Origin of the sequence: Sphaerotilus microaerophilus, assembly GCF_023734135.1 — a bacterium.
GTDB lineage: Bacteria > Pseudomonadota > Gammaproteobacteria > Burkholderiales > Burkholderiaceae_C > Sphaerotilus > Sphaerotilus microaerophilus.
Map to the genome: position 1 here is coordinate 2642237 of NZ_AP025730.1, position 22953 is coordinate 2665189.

Annotated in this window: 19 protein-coding genes; 12 read left to right on the forward strand and 7 right to left on the reverse strand. The window is 69.2% G+C overall.

The window, feature by feature from the left end; all coding sequences use genetic code 11:
* Window positions 1–127: 127 nt before the first annotated feature.
* The 7 genes from NGK70_RS11495 to NGK70_RS11525 all read left to right on the forward strand — a co-directional run bounded on the left by NGK70_RS11495 (window position 128) and on the right by NGK70_RS11525 (window position 11772).
* A complete protein-coding gene (locus tag NGK70_RS11495; RefSeq protein WP_251973345.1) occupies window positions 128–1834 on the forward strand; it encodes a FecR family protein in 1707 nt (568 codons plus the stop codon).
* Between the two features lie 34 nt (window positions 1835–1868).
* Window positions 1869–4220 carry a CHASE2 and HATPase_c domain-containing protein gene (locus tag NGK70_RS11500; RefSeq protein ID WP_251973346.1) on the forward strand — a complete coding sequence of 784 codons (2352 nt, stop codon included), beginning with the start codon at window positions 1869–1871 and terminating at the stop codon, window positions 4218–4220.
* Window positions 4221–4717: 497 nt separating this feature from the next.
* Window positions 4718–6595 carry a type I restriction-modification system subunit M gene (locus NGK70_RS11505; protein WP_251973347.1) on the forward strand — a complete coding sequence of 626 codons (1878 nt, stop codon included), beginning with the start codon at window positions 4718–4720 and terminating at the stop codon, window positions 6593–6595.
* Between the two features lie 28 nt (window positions 6596–6623).
* Complete coding sequence (locus NGK70_RS11510; protein WP_251973348.1) at window positions 6624–6893, forward strand: DUF4160 domain-containing protein; 270 nt, start codon at window positions 6624–6626, stop codon at window positions 6891–6893.
* 8 nt (window positions 6894–6901) lie between these two features.
* The gene (locus NGK70_RS11515; protein WP_251973349.1) at window positions 6902–7168 is read left to right on the forward strand and encodes a DUF2442 domain-containing protein; all 267 of its coding nucleotides are present in this window, start codon (window positions 6902–6904) and stop codon (window positions 7166–7168) included.
* Window positions 7165–8535, forward strand: coding sequence for a restriction endonuclease subunit S (locus NGK70_RS11520; protein ID WP_251973350.1), 1371 nt, complete (start codon window positions 7165–7167; stop codon window positions 8533–8535). The genes NGK70_RS11515 and NGK70_RS11520 overlap by 4 nt, the downstream gene beginning before the upstream one ends.
* A 63-nt stretch (window positions 8536–8598) precedes the next feature.
* Window positions 8599–11772 (forward strand): type I restriction endonuclease subunit R, encoded by a 3174-nt coding sequence (locus tag NGK70_RS11525; RefSeq protein ID WP_251973351.1) that lies wholly within the window; start codon window positions 8599–8601, stop codon window positions 11770–11772.
* Window positions 11773–11907: 135 nt separating this feature from the next.
* Here the strand turns inward: NGK70_RS11525 and NGK70_RS11530 are convergent, their stop codons facing one another.
* The gene (locus tag NGK70_RS11530; protein ID WP_251973352.1) at window positions 11908–12204 is read right to left on the reverse strand and encodes a hypothetical protein; all 297 of its coding nucleotides are present in this window, start codon (window positions 12202–12204) and stop codon (window positions 11908–11910) included.
* 20 nt (window positions 12205–12224) lie between these two features.
* On the opposite strand from NGK70_RS11530, the gene NGK70_RS11535 reads away from it, so the two are divergent.
* From NGK70_RS11535 to bamE, 4 genes are all read left to right on the forward strand, one after another.
* Window positions 12225–12461, forward strand: coding sequence for a hypothetical protein (locus NGK70_RS11535; protein WP_251973353.1), 237 nt, complete (start codon window positions 12225–12227; stop codon window positions 12459–12461).
* 286 nt (window positions 12462–12747) lie between these two features.
* Window positions 12748–13920: an AAA family ATPase gene (locus NGK70_RS11540; protein WP_251973755.1), complete on the forward strand. Its 1173-nt coding sequence runs from the start codon at window positions 12748–12750 to the stop codon at window positions 13918–13920.
* Between the two features lie 11 nt (window positions 13921–13931).
* Complete coding sequence (locus NGK70_RS11545) at window positions 13932–14486, forward strand: DUF4276 family protein (protein ID WP_251973354.1); 555 nt, start codon at window positions 13932–13934, stop codon at window positions 14484–14486.
* A 218-nt stretch (window positions 14487–14704) separates the two neighbouring features.
* Entirely contained in the window at window positions 14705–15193 is a 489-nt protein-coding gene (gene bamE, locus NGK70_RS11550) for an outer membrane protein assembly factor BamE domain-containing protein (protein WP_251973355.1), read from the forward strand.
* A 15-nt stretch (window positions 15194–15208) separates the two neighbouring features.
* Here the strand turns inward: bamE and NGK70_RS11555 are convergent, their stop codons facing one another.
* Both NGK70_RS11555 and NGK70_RS11560 read right to left on the reverse strand, forming a co-directional pair.
* Entirely contained in the window at window positions 15209–17542 is a 2334-nt protein-coding gene (locus NGK70_RS11555) for an ATP-binding protein (RefSeq protein WP_251973356.1), read from the reverse strand.
* A gap of 11 nt (window positions 17543–17553) precedes the next feature.
* Window positions 17554–18420: a phosphate/phosphite/phosphonate ABC transporter substrate-binding protein gene (locus tag NGK70_RS11560; RefSeq protein ID WP_251973357.1), complete on the reverse strand. Its 867-nt coding sequence runs from the start codon at window positions 18418–18420 to the stop codon at window positions 17554–17556.
* Between the two features lie 199 nt (window positions 18421–18619).
* On the opposite strand from NGK70_RS11560, the gene NGK70_RS11565 reads away from it, so the two are divergent.
* Window positions 18620–19810: a substrate-binding domain-containing protein gene (locus tag NGK70_RS11565; protein WP_251973358.1), complete on the forward strand. Its 1191-nt coding sequence runs from the start codon at window positions 18620–18622 to the stop codon at window positions 19808–19810.
* 40 nt (window positions 19811–19850) lie between these two features.
* Here the strand turns inward: NGK70_RS11565 and NGK70_RS11570 are convergent, their stop codons facing one another.
* The 4 genes from NGK70_RS11570 to NGK70_RS11585 are packed head-to-tail and all read right to left on the reverse strand — an operon-like array spanning window position 19851 to window position 22944.
* Window positions 19851–20480 carry a chromate transporter gene (locus NGK70_RS11570; RefSeq protein ID WP_251973359.1) on the reverse strand — a complete coding sequence of 210 codons (630 nt, stop codon included), beginning with the start codon at window positions 20478–20480 and terminating at the stop codon, window positions 19851–19853.
* The gene (locus NGK70_RS11575) at window positions 20477–21064 is read right to left on the reverse strand and encodes a chromate transporter (protein ID WP_251973360.1); all 588 of its coding nucleotides are present in this window, start codon (window positions 21062–21064) and stop codon (window positions 20477–20479) included. The genes NGK70_RS11570 and NGK70_RS11575 overlap by 4 nt, the downstream gene beginning before the upstream one ends.
* Before the next feature lie 36 nt (window positions 21065–21100).
* A complete protein-coding gene (locus NGK70_RS11580; protein WP_251973361.1) occupies window positions 21101–21913 on the reverse strand; it encodes a substrate-binding domain-containing protein in 813 nt (270 codons plus the stop codon).
* Between the two features lie 47 nt (window positions 21914–21960).
* Complete coding sequence (locus NGK70_RS11585; RefSeq protein ID WP_251973362.1) at window positions 21961–22944, reverse strand: Bug family tripartite tricarboxylate transporter substrate binding protein; 984 nt, start codon at window positions 22942–22944, stop codon at window positions 21961–21963.
* Window positions 22945–22953 lie beyond the last annotated feature (9 nt).

The window sequence follows — 22953 nt, forward strand, 5'->3', positions numbered from 1 at the left end:
TCGTGCATAGGCCGAGTGCGCCCGGCCTCCTAGAATCCGCGCGCCGGTCAGGGACATGGGCGTGCCCGGCTTGCTCCGATCCGTCCATCGACCTGCGCCTTTCCTCCGGCTCCGATCCGGTCAAGCCATGACAGCCTTCCTCTTCCGCCAACCGGCCGGCCACCCCTGGTCGATCCCGCTCGCCGTGGGTGCGGCGCTCGTGCTGGCGGCCTTGCCAGCCTGGGCGGGGGAGGGGGCCGTGCCGGCCGACCCGGTGTTCACCTACACCACCTCGGCGGGCGACACGCTGATCGGCCTGGGCAAGCGCTTCCTCGTCGACCCGGCGCGCTGGCCCGAGCTGGCCAAGGTGAACCGGGTGCCCAATGCGAACCGCATTCCCACTGGCCAGACCCTGGCCATTCCCCTGCGGCTGATGGCCACCCAGCCGGCGCCGGGCCAGGTGCTGTCTGCCAGTGGCGAGGTGCAAGGCACCGGCCAGCAGCCGGTGCTGGCCGGCCAGGCCCTGCCCCCCGGTGCCGAGCTGCGCACCGGCGAGGGCCAGGCCACGGTGCGGCTGGCGGACGGCACCCTGCTGCACCTGCGTGCCGGCAGCCAGCTGGTGGTGGACACCGCCCATCGGGTGACCAAGGCCGGCGTCGTGCAGTCGGGCGTGACGCTGCAGCGTGGCCAGGTGGATGTGCAGGCCCAGAAGGCGCCCGCGGGCATGCCGGGCTTCCGCGTCGGCACCCCGCAGGGCGTGCTGGGCGTGCGCGGGACCGAATTCCGCGTGCGGGCCGACGAGCAGGAAGCCACCACCCGCGGCGAGGTGCTCGAAGGCGCCGTGGCCGTCGACGGGCTGGGGGGGCAGCCTGGTCGGCCCGGTCAGCCCGCTCAGCCCGGCCAGCGGGTGCAGGCCGGCCAGGGCGTGGTGGTCGACCGCAGCGGCCAGGTGGCGCTCCCGGTGGCACTGCTGGCCGCGCCGGATCTCTCCGCGCTGCCGCTGCTGCAGGAGCGGCCGCTGGTGCGCTTCACGCTGGCGCCGCAGGCGGGCGCGGTCGCCTACCGGGCCCAGGTGGCCACCGAGGGCGGCTTTGCCACCCTGGCGGCCGATGTGCGCAGCGACAGCACCGAGCTGCGCATCGCCGGCCTGCCCGATGGTGACCATGTGATGCGCGTGCTGGCCGAAGACGCCCAGGGCCTGCAGGGCCTGAACGCCGAGCACCGGTTCCGGTTGAAGGCCCGGCCCGAGCCGCCCCTGCCCAGTGCGCCGCAGCCGCGCACCATCATCGCTGGCCAGGGCGTGCAGCTGGCCTGGACCGCCAACCCCGAGGCGCGCAGCTACCGGCTGCAGCTGGCCCAGAGCGAGGACTTCAGCCAGCCACTGCTGCGCGACCTGCGCGGCCACGAGGCGGCGGCCCTGGCCCTGGACGGCCTGGCGCCGGGCGTGTACTTCTGGCGCCTGGCCAGCGAGCGCAGCGCCACCGACCAGGGCCCGTTCGGGGCGGCCCAGCGCTTCGAGATGCGGGCCATCCCGAAGCCGCCCGCGCCGCCCGAGGTGGGGGACCGGTCGATCCGGCTGGCCTGGGAGGGGCTGCCGGGCCAGACCTTCGAGGTGCAGTTCGCCCGCGCGCCGGACTTCGCCCCGGTCCTGCTCGAACGGCGCACCCGCACGCCCGCCCTCGAAATCGAGCTGCCCGGTGGCGGCCGGTTCTTCGTGCGGGTGCGGGCGCTGGACCCGGACGGCTTCGTCGGGCCGTACAGCTCGCCGCAGCAGTTCCAGCTGCCCACCTGCCTGCGCGACGGCCAGCTCGGCTGCGTCAAGGCGGACGGCCAGTCGGTGCAGGTGGCCGACTGAGCCAGCGACCGATGCCTGACAGGCAGGTCACTCGGTGAAGCGCCGCCTGCGCTCAGTCGTGGTCGCCCTGCCGCTGGCGTTGCTGGCGGCGCTGTTGGTGCTCACCGGCTGGAGCTGGCGGGCCGACCGGGTGGTGTACGACCTCGGCCTCTCGCTGTGGCGCCGCCCGCCGCCGCCTGACATCGTGATCGTCGCGATCGACGATGCCAGCGTGGCGGCGATTGGCCGCTGGCCCTGGCCGCGGGTGGTGCACAGCACCCTGCTGGAGCGCCTGGCCGAGGCCCGGCCGCGCTCGATTGCCCTGGACCTGGTGCTCAGCGAGCCGGACCCCGATCCGGCGCAGGACCTGCTGCTGGCGCGCATGCTGCGCCGCGCCGCGCCGGTGGTGCTGCCGGTGGCCTGGCAGGCGGGTGGGCCCGGCCTGCCCGGGCGCTCGCTCCTGCCGGTGCCGGTGCTGCGCGAGGCCGTGCGCCTGGGCGCCGCGGAGGCGACCGTGGATGCCGATGGCGTGCTGCGCCACGCCTTCCTGCGCACCGGCTCGGGCGACCAGGTCTACCCGCACATGGCGCTGGCCCTGCTCGAAGCCGGTGGTGACACGGTGGCCGCCGGCCTGCCGGTCTCCCGGGCGACGGAGGAGGACGTCTCGACCCTGCCCACCGCCGGCTGGAGCCGCCAGGATCGGTTTGCGATCCGCTACGCCGGCCCGCCCGGCCATGTGCAGCGCCTGTCCTACGAGGACGTGCTGACCGGCGCGGTGCCTGCCGAGCAGCTGCGCGGCCGCCATGTGCTGGTGGGCATGACGGCCAACGGCCTGGGCGACACCCTGGCCACCCCCGTCAACCGCCAGCAGTACGCGATGCCGGGTGTCGAGGTGCTCGCCAACACCCTCTACACCCTGCGCAGCGGCGACACGCTGCGCGCCGTCGACGCGGGGCCCGGCGCGCTGCTGGCCGCCGCCCTGACGCTGTTGCTCGTGCTGGCCTTCGACCGGCTGGGCAGCCGCTGGGCCTGGGTGGGCGCCCTGGCGGCCGTGCCGGTGGCCGCCACCGCCAGCCTGCTGGCCCTGGGTGCCGGCCTCTGGTGGAGCCCCGTGCCCTTTGCGGTGGCCGCCTCGCTGGCCTACCCCTTCTGGAGCTGGCGCCAGCTCAAGCGGGTGGTGGACCGCTTGGACGACGAGATCCTCCAGCTGCTGGTCGAGGAGGGCACCGGTGCCCGCGCCGCCGCTCCGGCCGCCGGGCCGCGCCGCTGGCTGGGCGACCCGATGACCTCGCGCCTGGCCCGCCTGCACAGCGCCGCCGAGACCGTGCGCAGCGCCCGGCGCTTCCTGGCCGACGCGCTGGCCGGCATGCCCACCGCGATGGTGGTCACCGACGAGCGCGGCCGCGTGCTGCTGGCCAACGCCCCCGCGGCCCTGCTGTTCGAGGCGCCCGGTGCCGAGCAGATGCAGGGCATGGACCTGCCGGGGCTGCTGGTCGAATTCCAGCCCACCCGAGCGGTCGACTGGGACCGCCTGTTCGCCTCCCCCGGCGCAGCGGCCGGCGCCTGGCCCGCCCGGGATGCTCCCCAAGAGACGGCAGCCATCGAGGCCCACCTGGAGCGGCTGGGCGACTTCCTGCTGCACTTCGCGTCGGTCGAGCTGCTGGGGCGCCAGCGCTGGGTGGTCACCTTTGCCGACATCAGCGCGATCCGCCTGGCGCAGCGCCGGCGCGAGGAGGCGCTGGGCTTCGTCTCCCACGACCTGCGCTCGCCCGTGCACGCCATCATGCTCATGGCCGACCTGCACCTGCAGGGCAAGCTGCAATGGACCCAGCCCGAGCTGCTGGCCGAGGTGCAGCGCCAGGCCAACCGCGCGCTGCAGCTGGCCGACGAATTCGTGCGCGTGGCCCGGGCCGAATCGCGCCCACTGCAGCTGGTGGAGGTGGCGCCGGCCGAGCTGCTGGCCGAGGTGCTGGCGGACTGCCAGCCCCAGGCCCTGGACGCGGCCGTGCAGCTGGCCCTGGCCATCACCCCCGGCCTGCCGCCCTGGCGCCTGGACCGCGCGCTGGTGCGGCGCGCGCTGGGCAACCTGGCCTCCAACGCCATCAAGCACAGCCCCCGGGGTGGCAGCGTCGCGCTCACCGCCCGCGTGGGTGACGACGGCACGCTGACCCTGGCAGTCACCGACGAAGGCCCGGGCCTCACCCCCGCCCAGTGCCGCCAGCTCGAACAAGAGGCCCAGGGCCTGCCGGCCGGCGATGTGCGCGGCGTCGGCCTGGGCCTGCTGTTCGTGCAGCGCGTGGCCGCCCGCCACCGCGGCCGCCTGGCGGCCCGGCCCGGCCCCGGCCAGCGCGGCACGGTGGTCGAGCTGCGCTTGGCGGCGCTGGCAGGCAGTGCGGCCGAGGGCTGAGGGGCAAGCTGCAGCCCCCGCAGTACGGCTTGCGGGCGCCGACCTGCGCGCTTGCAGCGGGTGAGCTGCAGACTGCAGCGACCGATCTGCAGTCTGCAGGGACCGATCTGCAGGGTTCAGAGGCCGACCTGCAGGCTTGCAGTTGGCAACCTGCAAGCTTGCAGGTGGCGATCTGCAGGGCGGCAGGCAACGACCTGCACGCTGCACCGAGCGGTCTGCACGGCTGCAGCTAGGGGTCTGCACGCCGCGCCAAGCGCGCTGCACGCCTGCTGGCAGCGACCTGCACGCCGTGCCGCGCGACCTGCACGCCGTGCCGCGCGACCTGCACGCCGTGCCGCGCGACCTGCACGGTGCAAAAACCGGCTTGTCCGGCGGCGGCTGGCGCGCAGGTGCGGGGGCGGGCGGCCGGCAGGGCGGCGTCTCGGCGCAACCCCCTCTGCGAGAATTCCGTCGACACGCTGCCCTCTGTGGCAGCCCAGGAACCTCCGGGAGACGATTTGAACCACCAGGCCCTGTCCTCCTTCATCTGGTCCGTCGCCGACCTGCTTCGGGGCGACTTCAAGCAGAGCGAGTACGGCCGCGTCATCCTGCCCTTCACCGTGCTGCGCCGGCTGGACTGCGTGCTGGAGGCCACCAAGCCCGCCGTGCTGGCCGAGTTCGACGCCAGGACCCAGGCCGGCCTGAACCCCGAGCCCTTCCTGCTGCGCCGTGCCGGGCAGAGCTTCTTCAACACCTCGCCGCTCGACCTGGGCAAGTTGCTGGGCGACCAGGACCACATCCGCCAGAACCTCTACGCCTACGTGCAGGCCTTCTCGCCGGCCGCGCGCGACATCTTCGAGCGTTTCGACTTCCACGCCCAGGTCGAGCGCCTGGCGAAGTCGAACCTGCTCTACCTCGTCACCGAGAAGTTCGCGAATATCGACCTGCACCCCTCGGTGGTCGACAACGCCAGCATGGGCGCGGTGTTCGAGGAGTTGATCCGCAAGTTCGCAGAAATCAGCAACGAAACCGCCGGCGAGCACTTCACCCCACGCGAGGTCATCCGGCTGATGGTGAACCTGATGTTCATCGAGGACGACGACGTGCTGACCCCCGGCAATGCGGTGGTGCGCACCATCTACGACCCGACAGCGGGCACCGGCGGCATGTTGTCGGTGGCGGGCGAGTACCTGCTGGAGCACAACCCGCAGGCGCGGCTGACGATGTACGGGCAGGAACTCAACGACGAGTCCTACGCGATCTGCAAGGCCGACATGCTCATCAAGGGCCAGCCGGTGGAGAACATCGTTGCCGGCAACACACTCAGCGACGACGGCCACGGCGGCCGCAGGTTCGACTACATGCTGTCCAACCCGCCCTTCGGCGTGGAGTGGAAGAAGGTCGAGAAGCAGGTCCGCCAGGAGCATGAACAGAAGGGCTTCGACGGCCGGTTCGGCCCTGGTCTGCCCCGCGTCAGCGATGGCTCCATGCTGTTCCTGATGCACCTGCTGGCCAAGATGCGGCCGGCCAAGGACGGTGGCAGCCGCTTCGGCATCGTGCTCAACGGCTCACCGCTGTTCACCGGCGGCGCCGGCAGCGGCGAGAGTGAAATCCGCCGCTACGTGCTGGAGAACGACCTGGTCGAGGCCATCGTCGGCTTGCCCACCGACATGTTCTACAACACCGGCATCAGCACCTACATCTGGGTGCTGTCCAACCGCAAGCCCGACGATCGCCGCGGCTACGTGCAGCTCATCGACGCCAGCGGCTTCTGGCAGAAGATGCGCAAGAGCCTGGGCAGCAAGCGCCGAGAGATGAGTGACGAGCACATCGCCACCGTCACGCGGCTGTTCGGCGATTTCACCGAGGCGGAGCTGGTCACGGTCATCGACGCCATCGGCCAAGCCCAGGGCGACCCGGAGCTGGTGACCAACACCGACACTGCGCCCACCGCACCGGAAGGCGGCCGCCTCAAGCGCGTGCCCATCGCGCGCATCTTCCGCAACGAGGACTTCGGCTACACCACCATCACGGTCGAGCGCCCCTTACGCCACAAGGACGGCGACGAGGCCGGCAACGTGGTCGTCGGTCTGAAGGGCAAGCAAAAGGGCAAGCCCCAGCCCGACAGCGCGCTGCGCGACACCGAGAACGTGCCGCTCACCGAGGACATCGGCGCCTACTTCGCCCGCGAGGTGCTGCCGCACGCGCCAGACGCCTGGATAGACGACGAGAAGAGCAAGGTCGGCTACGAAATCCCTTTCAACCGCCACTTCTACGTCTTCGAGCCGCCGCGCAGCCTGCACGCCATCGACGAAGAACTCAAGGGCGTGACCGCTCGCATCATGAAGATGCTGGGCGCGTTGGCCCAGGGCCCGCACACGACTGACGCACACTGACAGGGATCCGCACAAAGGAGTTCGCGCCATGCCCACCATCAGCATGTTCTACGGCATCCTGGTTCTCATGTTCTTTCGTGACAACCGGCGCCACCACCTGCCACACATCCATGTGCGGTACCAAGGCCAGGAAGCTGCCATTGCCATCGCTGACGGAGCGGTTCTCGACGGTGCCATACCGGTGAAGCAGCTGAAGATGGTGCTGGCCTGGATTGAAATCCATCAGGAGGAATTGATGGTGGATTGGGAACTGGCGGTCAATGGCGACGAGCCATTCCGCATCGCGCCGCTGCAATGAGGTGAACCATGTTGCTTGATCTGAAGACCGTTGTACCGCAGCCTGACTTTCAGCTCGACCTTGAATTCGAGAACGGTGAACGCCGCCGTTTTGACATGCGCCCGCTGCTCGCGATGAAGCCATGGAACCGCATCGCCACGCCGGCCGTGTTTGCGCGCGTACGGGTGGAATATGGCACCGCCGTCTGGCCCGGTGAAATCGACATCGCACCCGAAACCCTCTACGACGATTCCGTGCCGCTGCAGGCTGACCAGTTGCAAGGCGTCGCGGAATGAGTTTTCCGCGCTATCAGGACTACAAACCCAGCGGGGTGGAATGGCTGGGGGAGGTGCCGGCGCATTGGAACGTGACGCGCATCAAGCATGTCGTTCGTTCGCTGGAGCAAGGCTGGAGCCCTCAGTGCGAAGGCTTCCCGGTTGAGAGTGATCACGAATGGGGCGTCTTGAAGGTTGGCTGCGTGAATGGCGGCGTTTTCAATGCGGCCGAGAACAAAGCGCTTCCGGCAGAAATGGAGCCGATCCCGGAACTCGGCATTCGTCTTGGCGACCTGCTGATTTCACGTGCCAATACACGGGAGCTTGTCGGCAGCGCGGCTGTGGCTCGCCGCGACTATGCAAACCTGCTTCTCTGCGACAAGCTGTACCGTTTGAGGGTTGAAGAGGCAGCCTGTGTCCCGGAGTTCCTCGGATATTACTTGGGTACAGGAATTTCCCGGGGTGCCATTGAGGTTGCGGCCACGGGTGCGAGCAGTTCGATGGTCAACATTGGGCAAAGCACCATTCTGGAGATGTCGGCGCCCGTTCCCACTGTCCCCGATCAGCGCCAGATTGTGGAGTTCCTCGACCGCGAAACAAACAAAATCGACGCGCTGGTCGCCGAGCAGGAGAAGCTCATCGCCCTGCTGGCCGAAAAGCGGCAGGCGACGATTTCCCATGCGGTCACCCGCGGCCTGAACCCCAACGCGCCGATGAAGGTTTCCGGGGTGGATTGGTTGGGGGAGGTGCCGGCGCATTGGTCGCTGCCGCCGTTGTATCTTCGATATGAGGCCGCCCTTGGCAAGATGCTTGACACCAGTCGAATCACTGGCCAGCACTTGGTGCCGTACCTGCGAAACGTGGACGTGCAGTGGGATGCCATTAACGTGGCTGATCTCCCGCAGATGGACATTGAGTCGTCCGAGTTGACGCGCTACACCGTTCGGGAGGGTGACCTCCTGGTGTGCGAAGGAGGGGAAGTCGGTCGGGCAGCCGTTGTAGTCGATGCTGGCGGCACGCTGGGGTATCAAAAGGCGCTGCACAGACTTCGAGCACTGACAGCGGACGAGGTGCCGCGCTTCATGTACTACACGTTGCGCTTCGCGTCCAAGGTCGGGGCCTTCAGTGGCGAAGGGCAGTCGACGATTGCACACCTCACGGGCGAGCAGCTGCGGAAGTACCGGTTTCCGAAGCCCCCCATCGAAGAGCAATGTCAGATCGTGACTTTCCTGGATACCGAAACAACCAAGCTCGACGCCCTCGATATCGAAGCCGAACGCGCCATCCGACTCCTCAAAGCACGCCGCGCCGCCCTCATCGCCGCCGCCGTCACCGGCCAGATCGACGTGCGAACCCATTCCCAAGAGCCAGCAACGGAGACAGCCTGACCCAGGCACTTGAGAAATCTGTGGCCAACCCGCCACCGCACTGACCAACAACACGAGGGAGAGATGGGCCTGCACACGGAAAACCATTTCGAGGCGGAAATCTGCCAGCACCTGGCCGAGCACGGCTGGCTGTATGCCGAGGGCGACAAGGCGCAGTTCGATCGAGCCCACGGGCTGTTCCTTCCCGACCTTCTGGCATGGGTGCAGATCACCCAGGCCGAGAGCTTCCAGCGCTTGACCAAGACACATGGCGCTGCCCTGCCCAAGGTGCTGGCCGAGCGCGTGCGTAAGAGCCTGAACGAGCGCGGCACGCTGGAGGTGCTGCGGCGCGGCGTGGAAATGCTCGGCCTGAAGGGGCCGCTGATGCTGGCCCAGTTCAAGCCGGCGCTGGCCATCAACCCCGCCACGCAGGCGCACTACGCAGCCAACCGGCTGCGCGTGGTGCGGCAGGTCTGCCACTCGCCGAACAATCCGCAGGAGGAGCTGGACCTGGTGCTGTTCGTCAACGGCATCGCGGTGGCCACGGCCGAGCTCAAGTCCGATTTCACGCAGAGCGTGCACGACGCGGTCGACCAGTACCGCTTCGACCGCAACCCCAACCCAAAGGGAGGCGTCCTGGAGCCGCTGCTCGGCTTCCCGGGCGGCGCGCTGGTGCACTTCGCGGTGAGCCAGTCGGAGGTGATGATGACGACCCGGCTGGCCGGGCCGGCGACCACCTTCCTGCCCTTCAACCGCGGCAACGCCGGTGGGGCGGGCAACGCGCCCAACCCCGACGGCTTCGCGACTGCCTACCTGTGGGAAGAGGTCTGGGCACGCGAGAGCTGGCTGGACATCCTGCACCGATATTGCATCGGCAAGCGCGACGACAAGAAGCGACTGAAGGCGGTCATCTTCCCGCGCTACCACCAGCTCGACGCCACCCGGCGGCTGGTGGCCGACGTGCTCGAGAACGCGGACCAGGAAGGCGCCGGCCAGCGCTACCTGATTCAGCACTCGGCGGGCTCGGGCAAGACGAATTCCATCGCCTGGACGGCGCACTTCCTGGCTGACCTGCACGACGCGGCACATCGGAAGGTGTTCGACAGCGTGCTGGTCGTCTCGGACCGCAACGTGCTGGACGCGCAGTTGCAGGAAGCCATCTTCGACTTCGAGCGCACCACCGGCGTGGCGGCGACCATCACCAGCGAGCACGGCAGCAAGAGTGCCCAGCTGAGCCAGGCGCTGAAGGACGGCAAGAAGGTCATCGTCTGCACCATCCAGACCTTTCCGTTCGCGCTGTCTGCCGTGCAGGAGCTGGCGGCCACCGAGGGCAAGCGCTTCGCGGTGATTGCCGACGAGGCGCACAGCTCGCAGAGTGGCGAGGCCGCGGCCAAGCTCAAGCAGCTGTTGTCGGCCCAGGAGTGGGCCGACCTGCAGGACGGCGGCGAGGTGGACACCGAGGCCCTGCTGGCCGCGCAGATGGAGGCGCGGGCCGGCGCGGGTGGCGCTGGAGGCTCGGGGGGCCTCACCTACATCGCCTTCACCGCAACGCCCAAGGCCAAGACGCTGGAGCTGTTCGGGCGCCGAGATCCCGAGGACGGCGCGGACGGGCTGCCCAAGCCCTTCCACGTCTACTCGATGCGCCAGGCCATCGAGGAGGGCTTCATCCTCGACGTGCTGAAGAACTACACGAGCTACAAGCTGGCCTTCAAGCTGGCACACGACGGCAAGGAAATCGACTACAGCGACGAGACGCAGGTCGAACGCAGCGCGGCGATGAAGGGCATCATGCAGTGGGTCCGGCTGCACCCGTACAACATCGCCCAGAAGGTGCAGGTCGTCGTCGAGCACTACCGCGAGAACGTGCAGCCGCTGCTGGCCGGGCGCGCGAAGGCCATGGTGGTGGTGGCCAGCCGCAAGGAGGCGGTGCGCTGGCAAAAGGCGATGCGCGCCTACATCGCCCAGCGCAACTACCCGCTGGGCGTGCTGACAGCGTTCTCGGGCGAGGTGGACGACGCCGAGAGCTATCCGCAGCCCGTGTCCGAGTCCAGCAAGGACCTGAACCCGGGCCTGAAGGGCCGCGACATCCGCGAGGCCTTCAACGAGCCCGACCACCACCTGCTGCTGGTCGCGAACAAGTTCCAGACCGGCTTCGACCAGCCGCTGCTGTGCGGCATGTACGTCGACAAGATGCTGGGCGGCATCCAGGCGGTGCAGACGCTGTCGCGCCTGAACCGCGCCCACCCCGGCAAGGACACGACCTACATCCTGGACTTCGTCAACGAGGCCGGCGACATCCTCAAGGCCTTCAAGACCTACCACGAGACGGCCGAGTTGGAGGTCGCGACCGACCCGCACCTGGTCTACGACCTGCGCGCCAAGCTCGACGCCACCGGCCACTACGACGACTTCGAGGTCGACCGCGTCGCCAAGGTCGACCTGGACCCGCAGGGCACGCAGAAGCAACTCGATGCGGCCATCGCACCGGTGGCCGACCGCCTGCTCAAGCGCTACAAGGCCGCGCAGCAAGCCAGATCGAACGCCGAGGAGCTGGACGACGACAAGGCCACCAAGGTGGCGAAGGACACGCTTGACGCGCTGGTGCTGTTCAAGAACGATTTGGGCGCCTACGTGCGGCTGTACGCCTTCCTGAGCCAGATCTTCGACTACGGCAATACGGACATCGAGAAGCGCTTCCTGTTCTACAAGCGCCTCATCCCGCTGCTGAACTTCGGCCGGGAGCGCGACACGGTCGACCTCAGCAAGGTGGTGCTGACCCACCATACGCTGAAGAACCAGGGCAGGCAGCCCATGGGCCTGGGTGGCCTGAACCAGGACGGCAGCTACAAGCTGCCGCCAATGGACGCGGTGGGCAGCGGCTCGGTACAGGAGAAGCAGCAGGCCTACCTGATCGAGATCATCCAGAAGGTGAATGGCCTGTTCGAGGGCGAACTGACCGACGACGACCAGCTCGTCTACGTGAACGGCGTGCTCAAGGGCAAGTTGCTGGAGAACGAGACGCTGGTGCAGCAGGCCGCCAGCAACAGCAAGGAGCAGTTTGCCAACTCGCCGGACCTGAAGGGCGCGCTGCTCGACGCCATCATGGACGCCTTCGAGGCGCACCAGACGATGAGCACCCAGGCGCTGGGCTCCGAGCGCGTGCGCGATGGCCTGCGCGACATCCTGCTCGGCCCGGCGCAGCTGTGGGAGGCGCTGCGTGACAGGGCCGGTGGTGGGGCGCCGCGCCGTGTGGTGTGAACGCGCTGCAGTGGTCAGTCCGAGCCGGCGGCCCCGGGTGGACCGAACCATATCGGCGTACGCCCCGGAGTCGCTCAACCCACCTTGCCAGGCAACCGTGGCAGGGCGACAAGGCGCCGTGCACCGGCAACGACATCAAGGCGCACCTGTGGCTTCAGGGTTATCTTTGGGTGCCGCACCGTACGGAAAGACCGCAATGAGAGCGCCCCCCGCGAGGACGAGATGGCTTTGATCGAAGGTTTCCGCGTCCAGAACTACCGCGCGCTGCGGGACGTGACGCTCGGGCGGCTGTCGCACCAGCAGCAGGGCGAGCCCCTGTCGCCGTTCACGGTGGTGATCGGCAAGAACGGGGCGGGCAAGAGCACGCATGTTCGATGCGTTCGGCTTCGTGGCCGACTGCCTGGCCCACGACGTGGAGACGGCCTGCGACATGAAGCAGCGCGGTGGCTGAGGTGGGTGCGCCCACGGACTTCCGCAGCGGCGGAACCTGCACCGACCGCCTCGCGTGGCTGACAGGCGACGAACAGAAGCTGGTCAAGACCGCGGCCTTCGACCTGCAGATGGTGGATGCACCCGTGCCGGTGACGGTGAAGCCGGTGCTGTTTGCCCACCTGACGCTGCTGGAGCTGCTGAGCTGCGGTGTGCGGGACGGACTTGGTGCCTACGGTGCTGCAGGCCAACGAGGATAGTCTGCTCGCGCTCGCGGAACACCTGCCGGGCGAAGGGGCCGAGGCGCTGGTCGATTTGGCGACTGCGGGCAAGCCCAAGCCCGCTCCGGACGCCGACCCGTTTGCACACTCGAATGCCCAGCGGCGCTTCCGCGTCATGCGTGGCGCGGAGGAACTGGCCCAAGTGCCGACCCGAAGAGGCGCTGGCTTGCATCGGTTGGCGGCAGAGTGGGGCGTGTGGAGGCCGGGGAGGCAGAATCAGGGCCGGTGGGGCTGCAAGGCGCGCTCGACAACTGAGGAACAGACCATGCAGATCGAATCGATCGAGATTCAAAACTACCGGGCATTCAGGCTCGCCAAGTTGGACAACCTACCGCGCATGGCAGCCCTGGTCGGCGCGAATGGCACAGGTAAGAGCACTTTGTTCGACGTGTTCTCCTTCCTCAAGGATGCGCTGGCGTTCAATGCGGGCAAGGCCGTGGCCCGGCGGGGCGGGATGCGTGAACTGCGCAGTCGCGGCGAGACCGGCCCTGTGCGCTTTGAGATCAAGTTTCGCGAGTCGGGCGGACGTTTGGCCACCTATGAGTTGGCCATCGACGAGTCAAATGGCCGTGTGGCGGTCGAGCGCGAGGTGCTGAAGTTCCGACGAGGGCAGCGCGGCAAGCCTTGGCATTTCATCGACTTTTCATGCGGCAAGGGGACTGCGATCACCAACGAGCAGCAGTACGGCGAAGAAGGTGCCACTGAAGCGCGGGCTGAGTACGCGTTGGATGAGGATGACGTGCTGGCCATCAAGGGCCTCGGGCAGTTCAAGGACTTTCGTGTCGTGGCCGAGTTTCGCGCGTTGATCGAGAACTGGCAGATTTCTGATTTCCACATTGCAGAGGCAAGACCTTCGGCCGAGGAAGGCTACGCCGAGCACCTGTCCACGCGCGGCGACAACCTGGCTCAAGTGGCGCAATACCTCTTCCAGTACCACCCCGAAAGATTCAGGGCCGTACTGGAGGCCATGGAACGCAGGGTGCCTGGCGTGAGCAAGGTTGAAGCCAAACCAACTGAGGATGGGCGGCTTGTGCTGCGCTTCCAGGACGGCAGCTTTCGGGATCCGTTCATTGCGCGCTTTGTTTCTGACGGCACGATCAAGATGTTTGCCTATCTTGTGCTGCTTCACGACCCCAAGCCCTTCCCATTGCTGGCGATCGAGGAGCCGGAGAATCAGCTCTATCCCGAGTTGCTGCCGGAACTGGCAGAAGAGTTCAGGGACTATGCCCGCCGCGGCGGCCAAGTGTTTGTGTCTTCGCACTCGCCCGATTTCCTGAATGCGCTGAAGCTGGAAGAAATCTATTGCCTGCGCAAAGTGAATGGGTTCACCACCATCACGCATGCCAGCGATTCCGAGAATCTCCGAGCACTGGTCGAGGCCGGGGATCTGCCGGGCTACCTGTGGAAGCAAGGCCTGTTCGAAGGGTTGAACCGATGAGTGGGCGCGTCGTGTTCCTGCTGGAGGAACCCTCGATGAAGGTGTTTCTCCAGGCTTGGTTGCCGCGCATCGTCCCGGGCTGGCTGGAAGGGACGGACTTCCTGCTGGTCCCCCACGAGGGCAAGTCAGACCTGGACCGCAGCGTCCCGGTCAAGTTGAAGGCTTGGCGCGAACCCGGGACTCGGTTCGTGATCGTGCGTGACAACGATGGTGCGGACTGCATCTCCACCAAGAAGCGATTGCTGGAACTGATCGCAGGCACAGGGCGAACGGCTGTCGTTCGCCTGATCTGTCAGGAGCTGGAGGGATGGTATCTGGCCGACGAGGTGGCGCTGAGGGGGGCCTACCCCACTCATGTCAAGGCGGTGGAGCGGTTCGCGAGGCGCTTTCCAGACCCCGATGCCTGCCGGAAGCCGTCAGTAGAGTTGGGGCGCGACATCGATGAGTTTCAGAAGCAGGATGCCGCTCGTCGCTTGGGCGCCCGTCTTGATGCGGCCCGCTCTCGATCAGCCAGTTGCCGCTTGTTCGCACGGACGGTCAAGAGCCTGGCTGCGGTCGCAGCCTGATGGAATGAGTCGCGCTGGCACCTGGCCAGTGACAAGGTGCCCCCCAGCGACATGTGGCCCGCACGCGAACCGCTTCAGCCTCACCGCGGCCCCGCGGCCCGCAGCCGGGGCCCGCAACGTAAGATCAAGCCGCCTTTTCCATCGTGCCTTCCGGGCGCACTCCCGCCATGATCCCCCTGCACTTTGTGACTCGCTCTTCCCGTCGACCGTTCCCGATCGTGTCCGCCTGGGCGCTGGCCGCACTCCTGGCGCTGGGCGCCCTCGCCGGCTGCGACCAGCAGCGCGTGGCCAAGCTGGAGGAGGGCGTGGCCAGCGAGCTGGATGTGATGAAGCAGTTCGGCACGCCGCTGGACATCCACCGGGAGGCGGATGGCTCGCGCACCTTCGAGTACACGCGCCAGCCGGAGGGGGTGGCGAACTACTTCATCACCATCGGGCCGGACGGCAAGATGAGTGCGCTGCGGCAGGTGCTGGCGCCGCCCTACTTCGCCAAGGTGCAGCCGGGCATGGAGCAGGCCGCCGTGCGCCGCCTGCTGGGCCAGCCGGCGCTGAAGACGCCCTTCGCCCTGAAGAAGGAGGAGGTCTGGGACTGGCGCTGGCAGGAGGGGCAGCAGCGCAAGGTGTTCCGGGTGACCTTTGACCAGGCCGGGCGGGTCACTCAGGCGGCGAGCCTGGATGACCCAAGAGACACGCACACCGGCGGATGAACCCCGGCCGCGGGGTCAGGCAGTGAGGTCGGTGGCTTGTTTGTCGGCGGCGTGCTGCTGGGCCGCTGCGCGAGGCAGCCAGAGCGTGACGCAGGTACCGGCCCCAGGCGTGCTGGTGATGGCGAGTTCGCCGCCGAGCAGGCTCAGGATCTCCCGCACGATGCTCATGCCCAGGCCGGTGCCTGGGATTTTGCCGGACCCGTCGGCGCGGTAGAAGCGCTCGCCCACGCGGGCCAGTTGCTCGGGCGTCATGCCGATGCCCTGGTCCCGCACTTCGATGCCCACGCGTGCGCCCGCCAGGACGCCCGTGGCGGCGTCTTCCTGCACGATGCGCAGCTGCACGGCGCCCCCCTGCGGGGAGTACTTGTAGGCGTTGGAAAGCACGTTGCCCGCTGCCTGGCGCAGCTTGTCGCGGTCCACGCGCACGAGGGCACCCGGGACGGCATCGGTCAGTTCCGGCGCCGTGCGGTCGGCCGGGGGGCTGAAGTCCTGCAGCAGCTCGCGGGTCACCTCGCCCAGCTCCACGGTTTCGAGCACGAAGTCCTTGCCGCGCCGTGACTCGATGCGGGCCAGGTCCAGCAGCTCGTTGACGATGGCGATCATGAGCTTGGTCTGGCGGTGGATGGCGGCCAGGGCCCTGTGCTGTTTCTCCGGGGGCAGCATCGTGTGCATCATCAGTTCGGTGAAGCCGAAGATGCTGGTCATCGGGGTGCGCAGCTCGTGCGCCGCGGTGGACACGAACTCGGACTTCATCTGGTCCACCTCGGTCTCGTGCGTCACGTCGCGCAGCGACAGCACCTGCGAGATGGCGGCCGTGCTGCCCTCGCGCAGCCGGACTTCGAGCGTGCGCTTGCCCGGGCAGGACAGGTCGATCAGCTCGCGCTGCGCGGGCCCGGTGCCGCTGCGCTCGCGCAGCGCAAGCCGCATGGCCGCGAAACCGGCCCAGGGCAGGGGGCCGTCGTCGGCCTGTGCGCGCAGCAGCGCCTCCACGGCCTGCTCGCTGGCGCCGAGCACGCGCTCGGTGGGGATGCCGGTGAGCACGGCAAAGGCGGGGCTGACGTAGTTGACGCGGTGCCCGGCGTCGAAGGAGACGAAGCCGTCGGGGCTGAGCGCAAAGATGGCATCGAGCTGCTCGCCACGCACCTGCAGGCGGGTGACCAGCTCGGAGATCATCGTGGAGATGGCTTCCAGGTCGTCGCCGGAGGCATCGCCCGGCGCTTGCATCGGCGCGCCGCCCGGGCCGTGGGTGAGGCCTTCGAGCACGTTGCGCAGGGCGTTCAGTGCGGCCTCGCGGCTGCGCAGTTCGGCACGCAGGCGCTGCTCCAGGTCGTGCTGCACGCTGATGTCGCGGCAGGCCAGCACGTAGCCCACCGTGCCGCCGTCGCTGTTGGCGATGGGTGAGAGGGTGGTGTCCACCACCAAGGGGTGGCCGTCGCGCGCGGTCAGGGTGACGCGCCGCCCGGCCCAGGGTGAGAGCGTGGGCAGCCCGGCGTGCACCTCGGGCAGCACCTGGGCGGCTGGCTGGCCGTGCATGGCGAGCAGGTCCTGGCCGGTCATGGCGCAGGCGGCGGGGTTGGCCAGCACGATGCGACCGTCGGCGTCGAGCGTGAACACGCCGTCGGCGATGGCCCCCAGCGTCACGGCAGCCTGGGCCCGCTGGGCCTGCAGTGTGGCGGCGGCGCGGCCAAGGACCTCGAAGGTGGCCTGGAACTCCAGCGGCACCTCGCCGACGGTGAGCAGGCTGGCGGTGGCCTCACCGCTCTGCATCGCCTGGTCGAATTCCTGCACCCGGCTGAGCTTGCCCAGCCAGCGGCCCAGCACGAAGCGGATCGGGATCAGCCCGCCGATCATGGCCAGCAGCGCCAGCCCGAGCGCGATGCGGGTCTGGGCCCAGAGCCGCCCGGCGATGCGTTCGGCCGAGAAACTCAGGCGCAGCACGCCGTAGTCGCGCCCGCCCACGGTGATGGTGTTGTTGATGTCGTAGAGCCGCTCGGCCACCTGGTCGCGCAGCCAGGTCGGCGGGGTGACCGGGGGTGGATCGTCGCGTGGGGCGCGCACCGCGCCGCCCTGCAGGTCGATGAAGCTGGCCGAGGCGAAGGCGGAGTGGTAGACCGCGCGTTCAAGCGTGCGGCGGATCGTGTCGTAGTCGCCGATCACCACGCTGTCGGACACGGTGGGGACGATCACCGTGCTCAACGCCTCGCCGCGCAGCTGCGCTTCCTCCAGTTCGACCGTGAACTGGTAGCGGTAGAACAGCCCCAGCCCGGCCACCACGAAGGCGACCAGGGTGACGGTGTAGAGCGCGAAGACGCGCCCGAACAGCGAGCGCGGCAGCCGGATCAGCCTCATCGCGGTGCGGCTCAGCGCAGCGCGGCGGGCGCGCTGCGGTAGAACTCACGGTAGCCGGCGTACTCGCTGCCGTCGGAGGCGATGAAGTAGGCCTCGGCGCTCAGGCCGACCTGGGCGGAGGCCTGCTGGAGGATCTCGCGGCCCTTCGGGTCGGCGTGCATGCCGATGAAGGCGCGGGCGACGGCGTTGCGCACCTTGTCGGGCACCTTGGCCGCGGCCATCAGCGCCAGGTCATGAAGGGGTGGCGAGGACCACAGCACGCGGTACTTCTTGCCCTCGCGGCGCGCGTAGCCCTCGGCGAGCTGCGAGTTGGCGCCCACGGCGGCGACCTTGCCGCTGAACATCTGCGCCAGCGCGCCGTCCATGTTGCCGCCGAAGACGAACTTGGCGTCCACCTTGCGCGCCATCAGCTGGGCGGCGGGAAACTTGTAGGCCACCAGGGCCTCGGGGCCCGGGAAGGCGATTTCCTTGCCGGCCAGCTGGGCGAGCTCGGTGATGGGCGACTCCGCCGGCACGACGATCTGGCCATGCACGGGCGGTGTCAGCCGGCGGCCGAACACCTTCCAGCCCAGCTGCTCGCGCTCCGGGCTGAACAGGTGGTTGCTGAACACGAAGTCGACTTCCTGCGCCAGCACGTAGGCGGTGGTGTCGGCCGAGGTGCGGCCGATCTTCAGCTGCAGCTTCACGCCGCTCTTCTCGGAGACGTAGCTGATGATGGCGTTCCAGTAGGCCGCCGTCAGGTTGATGCCGTACTGGTTGACGGGCGAGAAGCGGTAGACCGTCGGGTCTTCCTGTGCGCTGCTCGGGGCGGATGCAGCCAGGGCCAGGGCGCCGGCGAGGCTGGCCGCCAGGCGCCGGAAGAAGGTGGGCAGACGCATGCGCATACTCCAAGGGGGGGCAGGTGGACAGGAGGCAGGTGGGTGATTCGTTTGCCTGTATCGGCGCATCGGGCCGGATATTGAGCGGCCCAAGCCCCCGGGCGATCCGCAGGGCGCGGGGGCAGGCTATCGTGTCGGCTGTGGCCGGCACCGTCAACCCGCCGTGGCCCGGCCCCTGTCCACTCCTGCCTGCTCCCTGATGAAAGCCCGCGGCGTCCACCTCCAGTACCGATTCGAGACCGAAGGCCAGCGCGGCGCCGAGGTCTACAACCCGCTGTTCGACCTGCTGTCGGCGGTGCGCGAGCATGGCTCGATCCAGCATGCGGCCAAGGCGGTGGGCGCGTCGTACCGCCACGTCTGGGGCCAGCTCAAGCACTGGGAGGAGGTGCTGGGCGAGCCGCTGATCACCTGGACGCAGGGCCAGCCCTCGCGGCTCACGCCCTTTGCCGACCGCCTGCTCTGGGCCGAGAAGCGCGCCCGCACGCGCCTGACGCCGCACATCGAGGCGCTGCGCGCCGAGCTGGAGCGGGTGCTGTCCGAGGCGCTGGATGGCAGCCAGCATGTGCTGACCATCTATGCCAGCCACGACCTGGCGCTGCCGCTGCTGCGCGAGCTGGCCAGCCAGCAGCAGCGACTGCACATCGAGCTGCGCTTTGCCGGCAGCGTGGATGCGCTGCGCGCGCTGGCCGAGGGGCGCTGCTTGGTGGCGGGCTTCCACGTGCCGCCGCTGGAGGACAGCGCCCAGGTCTTCGGCCCGGCGCTCAAGCCGCTGCTCAAGCCGGGCCGGCACAAGCTGATCGGCTGCGTGCGGCGCCGCCAGGGGCTGATGCTGCGCAAGGGCAACCCCCTGGGCATTGGCTCGCTGGCCGACCTGGCACGGCCGGTGGCGGGCGGCCCGCCGCTGCGCTTCATCAACCGCCAAGCCGGCTCGGGCACGCGGCTGCTGCTGGACCACCTGCTCGGCGAGGCCGGCCTGACGCCCGGTGACCTGCCGGGCTACCACGCCGACGCCGAGGACAGCCACATGGCGGTGGCCGCCAGCATCGCCAGCGGGGTGGGCGACGTGGGGATGGGCATCGAGGCGGCGGCGCGGCACTTCGGCCTGGACTTCGTGCCGCTGATGGCCGAGGACTACCACCTGGTCTGCCTGAAGGACGCCTTGGAGCACCCCGCGGTGGTCAAGCTGCGCGAGGCGCTGGCCTCGCCCGCCTGGCAGGAGCAGCTGGCCAGCCTGCCTGGCTACGAGGGTTCGCACAGCGGCGAGGTGCTGTCGCTGATCCGCGCGCTGCCCTGGTGGCACTTCCGCGTGCCGCGGCACGGACAGGGCGAGGCGGGTGCCGCGATGGCGGAGCCGATGGGCGATGAGGGCGTCGACGAGGGCGACGACTGACCGGGCGCAGGGCGGCGGCGCAGGCGGCGGCAGGGGCCGGTCAGAGCCCGCCCAGCCCGCCCAGCCCGCCGAACGCGCCGAACGCGCCGAACGCGCCGAACGCGCCGATCAACCCGCCCGCACCGATCAGCCACAGCAGGTTCATGCGGGTGCGCCACACGGCCAGGGTGCTGACGACCGCGATGGCGGCTGGCACGGGCTGGCTCGGGTCCGCACAAAGATCCAGGCTGCGCGCCAGCAGCCACGCCGCTGACAGCATCACCCCGACGACGACAGGGGCCATGCCCTGGCGGAAGGCCCGCACGCCGCGGTGCTGCGGGTGCTGGCGCAGCCAGTGTCCGGCGGCGCAGGCCAGCAGTGAGCTGGGCAGCAGCACGCCGACCAGGGCGATCGTGAGGCCCAGCACAGCCAGCAGGGCCTGCTGCAGCAACGGCCCGGGGGTGGCCTGGAGCCCGACGGTCCAGCCGGCCAGGGCGATGTAGAGCACGTTGGGGCCGGGCGTGGCCTGGGCCAGCGTCAGGCAGGCCTGGAACTGCGCCTCGCTCAGCCAGGCATGCTGCACCACCAGGGCGCGGTGCAGCTCGGGCGCCAGCGTCATCGCGCCGCCGATGGCCAGGGGCGAGAGCGTCAGGTGCAGCCGCAGCAGCTCCAGCCAGTCCGCCGGGCTCATCCCGCGGCCCTTTCACCGGGCCGCAGGCAGCGGTACACCCAGGCGCAGGACAGCCCGCCCACGCCCGCGACGATGGCCGGCAGCGGCAGGTCCAGCCAGGTGATGCCCAGGGTGGCGAGCCCGGCCAGCGTCATGGCCGCCAGGGGGCCGAGCCGGTGGCTGCGCAGTGCCAGCAGCAGCTTGATGCCCGCCCCGGCGAGGATGCCCACCGTGACGGCACCCATGCCGCGCAGGGCAGCCACCGCCTGCGGCTGGTCCGCGCCCAGGCGGAAGACGCTGGCCACCAGCAGCAGCGTGAGCAGGGGCAGCGCCAGCAGGCCGGCCAGGGCCGCCAGGGCACCGCGGGGGCCGTGCTGGCGCCAGCCGTACATCAGCGCCAGGTTGCACACGTTGGGGCCGGGCAGCACCTGGGCGAGGCCCCACTCCTCCAGGAACTCCTCGTTGCTCATCCAGCCGCGGCGCTCCACCAGCTCCCGCTGCACCACGCCGAGCACGCCGCCAAAGCCCTGCATGGCCAGGTGCGAGAAGGCCCAGAACAGCTCGCGGGCGTTGCGGGGATGCGGTCCGGTGGCGGGCGCTGTCATGGCGGCGGGGCGGTCGGGCGTCCTGCGCTGGGAGGTTCAGCGCTTTGCGCCCACCGGATCCAGGCCGGTGGGCCGCACGATCTCGGCCACCGCGGCGCTGGCCAGGAAGCGCGCCAGCTGGCGGGCGGCCTCTTCCTCCTTGGCGCCGCGCACCAGCCCGGCCGAGAAGTACAGCGTCTGCTGCACCTCCTCGGGCAGGGTGCCGATGAAGTCCAGCTCGGTGAAGTAGATCAGCTCGCTGACCTGCTGGAAGCCGAGTTCGGCGTCACCGCGCGCCACCACGGCGCCCACGCGCTCGCTGAGGATGCGCCGGCCGGTGTCCTTCAGGCGCTCGGCCACGCCCAGCTTCGGGAAGAGTTCGGTGGACAGGTAGGTGCCGCTGGCGCTGGCCGAGTAGGCCACCGACTTCGCGTTCAGCAGCGTGGCCTTGAGCGCCTCGACGCTGCTGATGTCCGGGCGCGGCGTGCCCTTGCGCACGGCGGCGCCGATCTTCGAGCGCGCCAGGTCGATGCGGCTGCCGGGCTGCACCTGGCCGGACTTCACCAGCGCCTCCAGCCCGCCCTCGGAGAGGATCACCAGGTCGAAGGCCTCGCCGCGCGCGAGGCGGCTGGGGATGGAGTCCGGCGCGTTGCCGATCGAGGCCCCGAAGGCGCTGATCACGGTGTTGCCGGTGGCGGCCTCGTAGAGCGGGATGAGCTTCTTGTAGGCCTCGGTGAAGGCGCCCGAGGTGATGACCCGGATGTCGGCGGCCCAGGCGCTGCCCGCGCCGCCGGCGGTCAGGCAGGCGGCCAGCAGCAGGCGGAACAGGCCCCGGGACAGGCCCCAGGTCAGGAAGTGGGTGCGGTGCATGGCTTGTCTCCTCGTCGTGTTCTGGGGTCTCTGGCCGTCTCAGGCGCTCACTCCATGGTGATCTTGCGATCGCGGATCACACGTCCCCACATGGCGGACTCGCGGGCGATTTCCTTGGCCAGGTCCTCGCGGCTGCCGGGCATCGGCGGCATGCCGTGCTTGTTCAGCTCGGCCACCACGTCCGGCGACTTCAGCACCTTGACCAGCTCGGTGTTCCAGCGGTCCAGCGTGGGCTTGGGCACCTTGGCCGAGGCGACGAAGGCGTACCAGTTGGTGGCGCTGTAGCCCGGGTAGCCCGATTCGGCGATGGTCGGGATGTTCGGCAGCTGCGGCAGGCGCTTCGGCCCGGTGCTGGCCAGGGGGACCAGCTTGCCGGCGTCGATGTGGGGCTGGGCGGTCGAGTAGGTCGAGTAATAGGCCGCCACGCGTCCACCCAGCAGGTCCTGCAGTGCCGGCGCGCCGCCCTTGTAGGGCACGTGCACTGTGTCGATCTTGGCCATGTCGTCCATCAGCTCGCCGGCCAGGTGCGAGGCCGAGCCGGCGCCGGTGGAGGCGTAATCGAGCTTGCCGGGGTTCTTTTTGGCGAAGTCGATGAACTCGGCGAAGGTCCGGATCTTCAGGCCGGCGTGCACCACCAGCACGTTCGGGAAGTTGACGCCCATGGTGATCGGCGCCAGGTCCTTCACCGGGTCATAGGGCAGCTTCATCAGGTGGGGCGCGATGGCCAGCGGCCCGACCGAGCCGAACAGCAGCACCGAGCCGTCGCTTGGCCCGGTGGCGGTGTACTGGTGGGCGATGTTGCCGCCAGCGCCGGGCTTGTTGTCGATCACGACCGTGAGCCCGGTGTTCTCCGCCAGCTTCCTGGCGATGACCCGTGCGGCCGTGTCGGCGGCGCCCCCGGCGGCAAAGCCGACGACCATGCTGATGGTCTTCTTCGGCAGTTCCTGGGCCTGGACCTGCCAGGGCAGGGCAGTGACCGCCACGGCGGCAGCAGCGGCGCACAGGCTGAGCAGGGTGGTTCGACGGTGCATGAGGGTTTC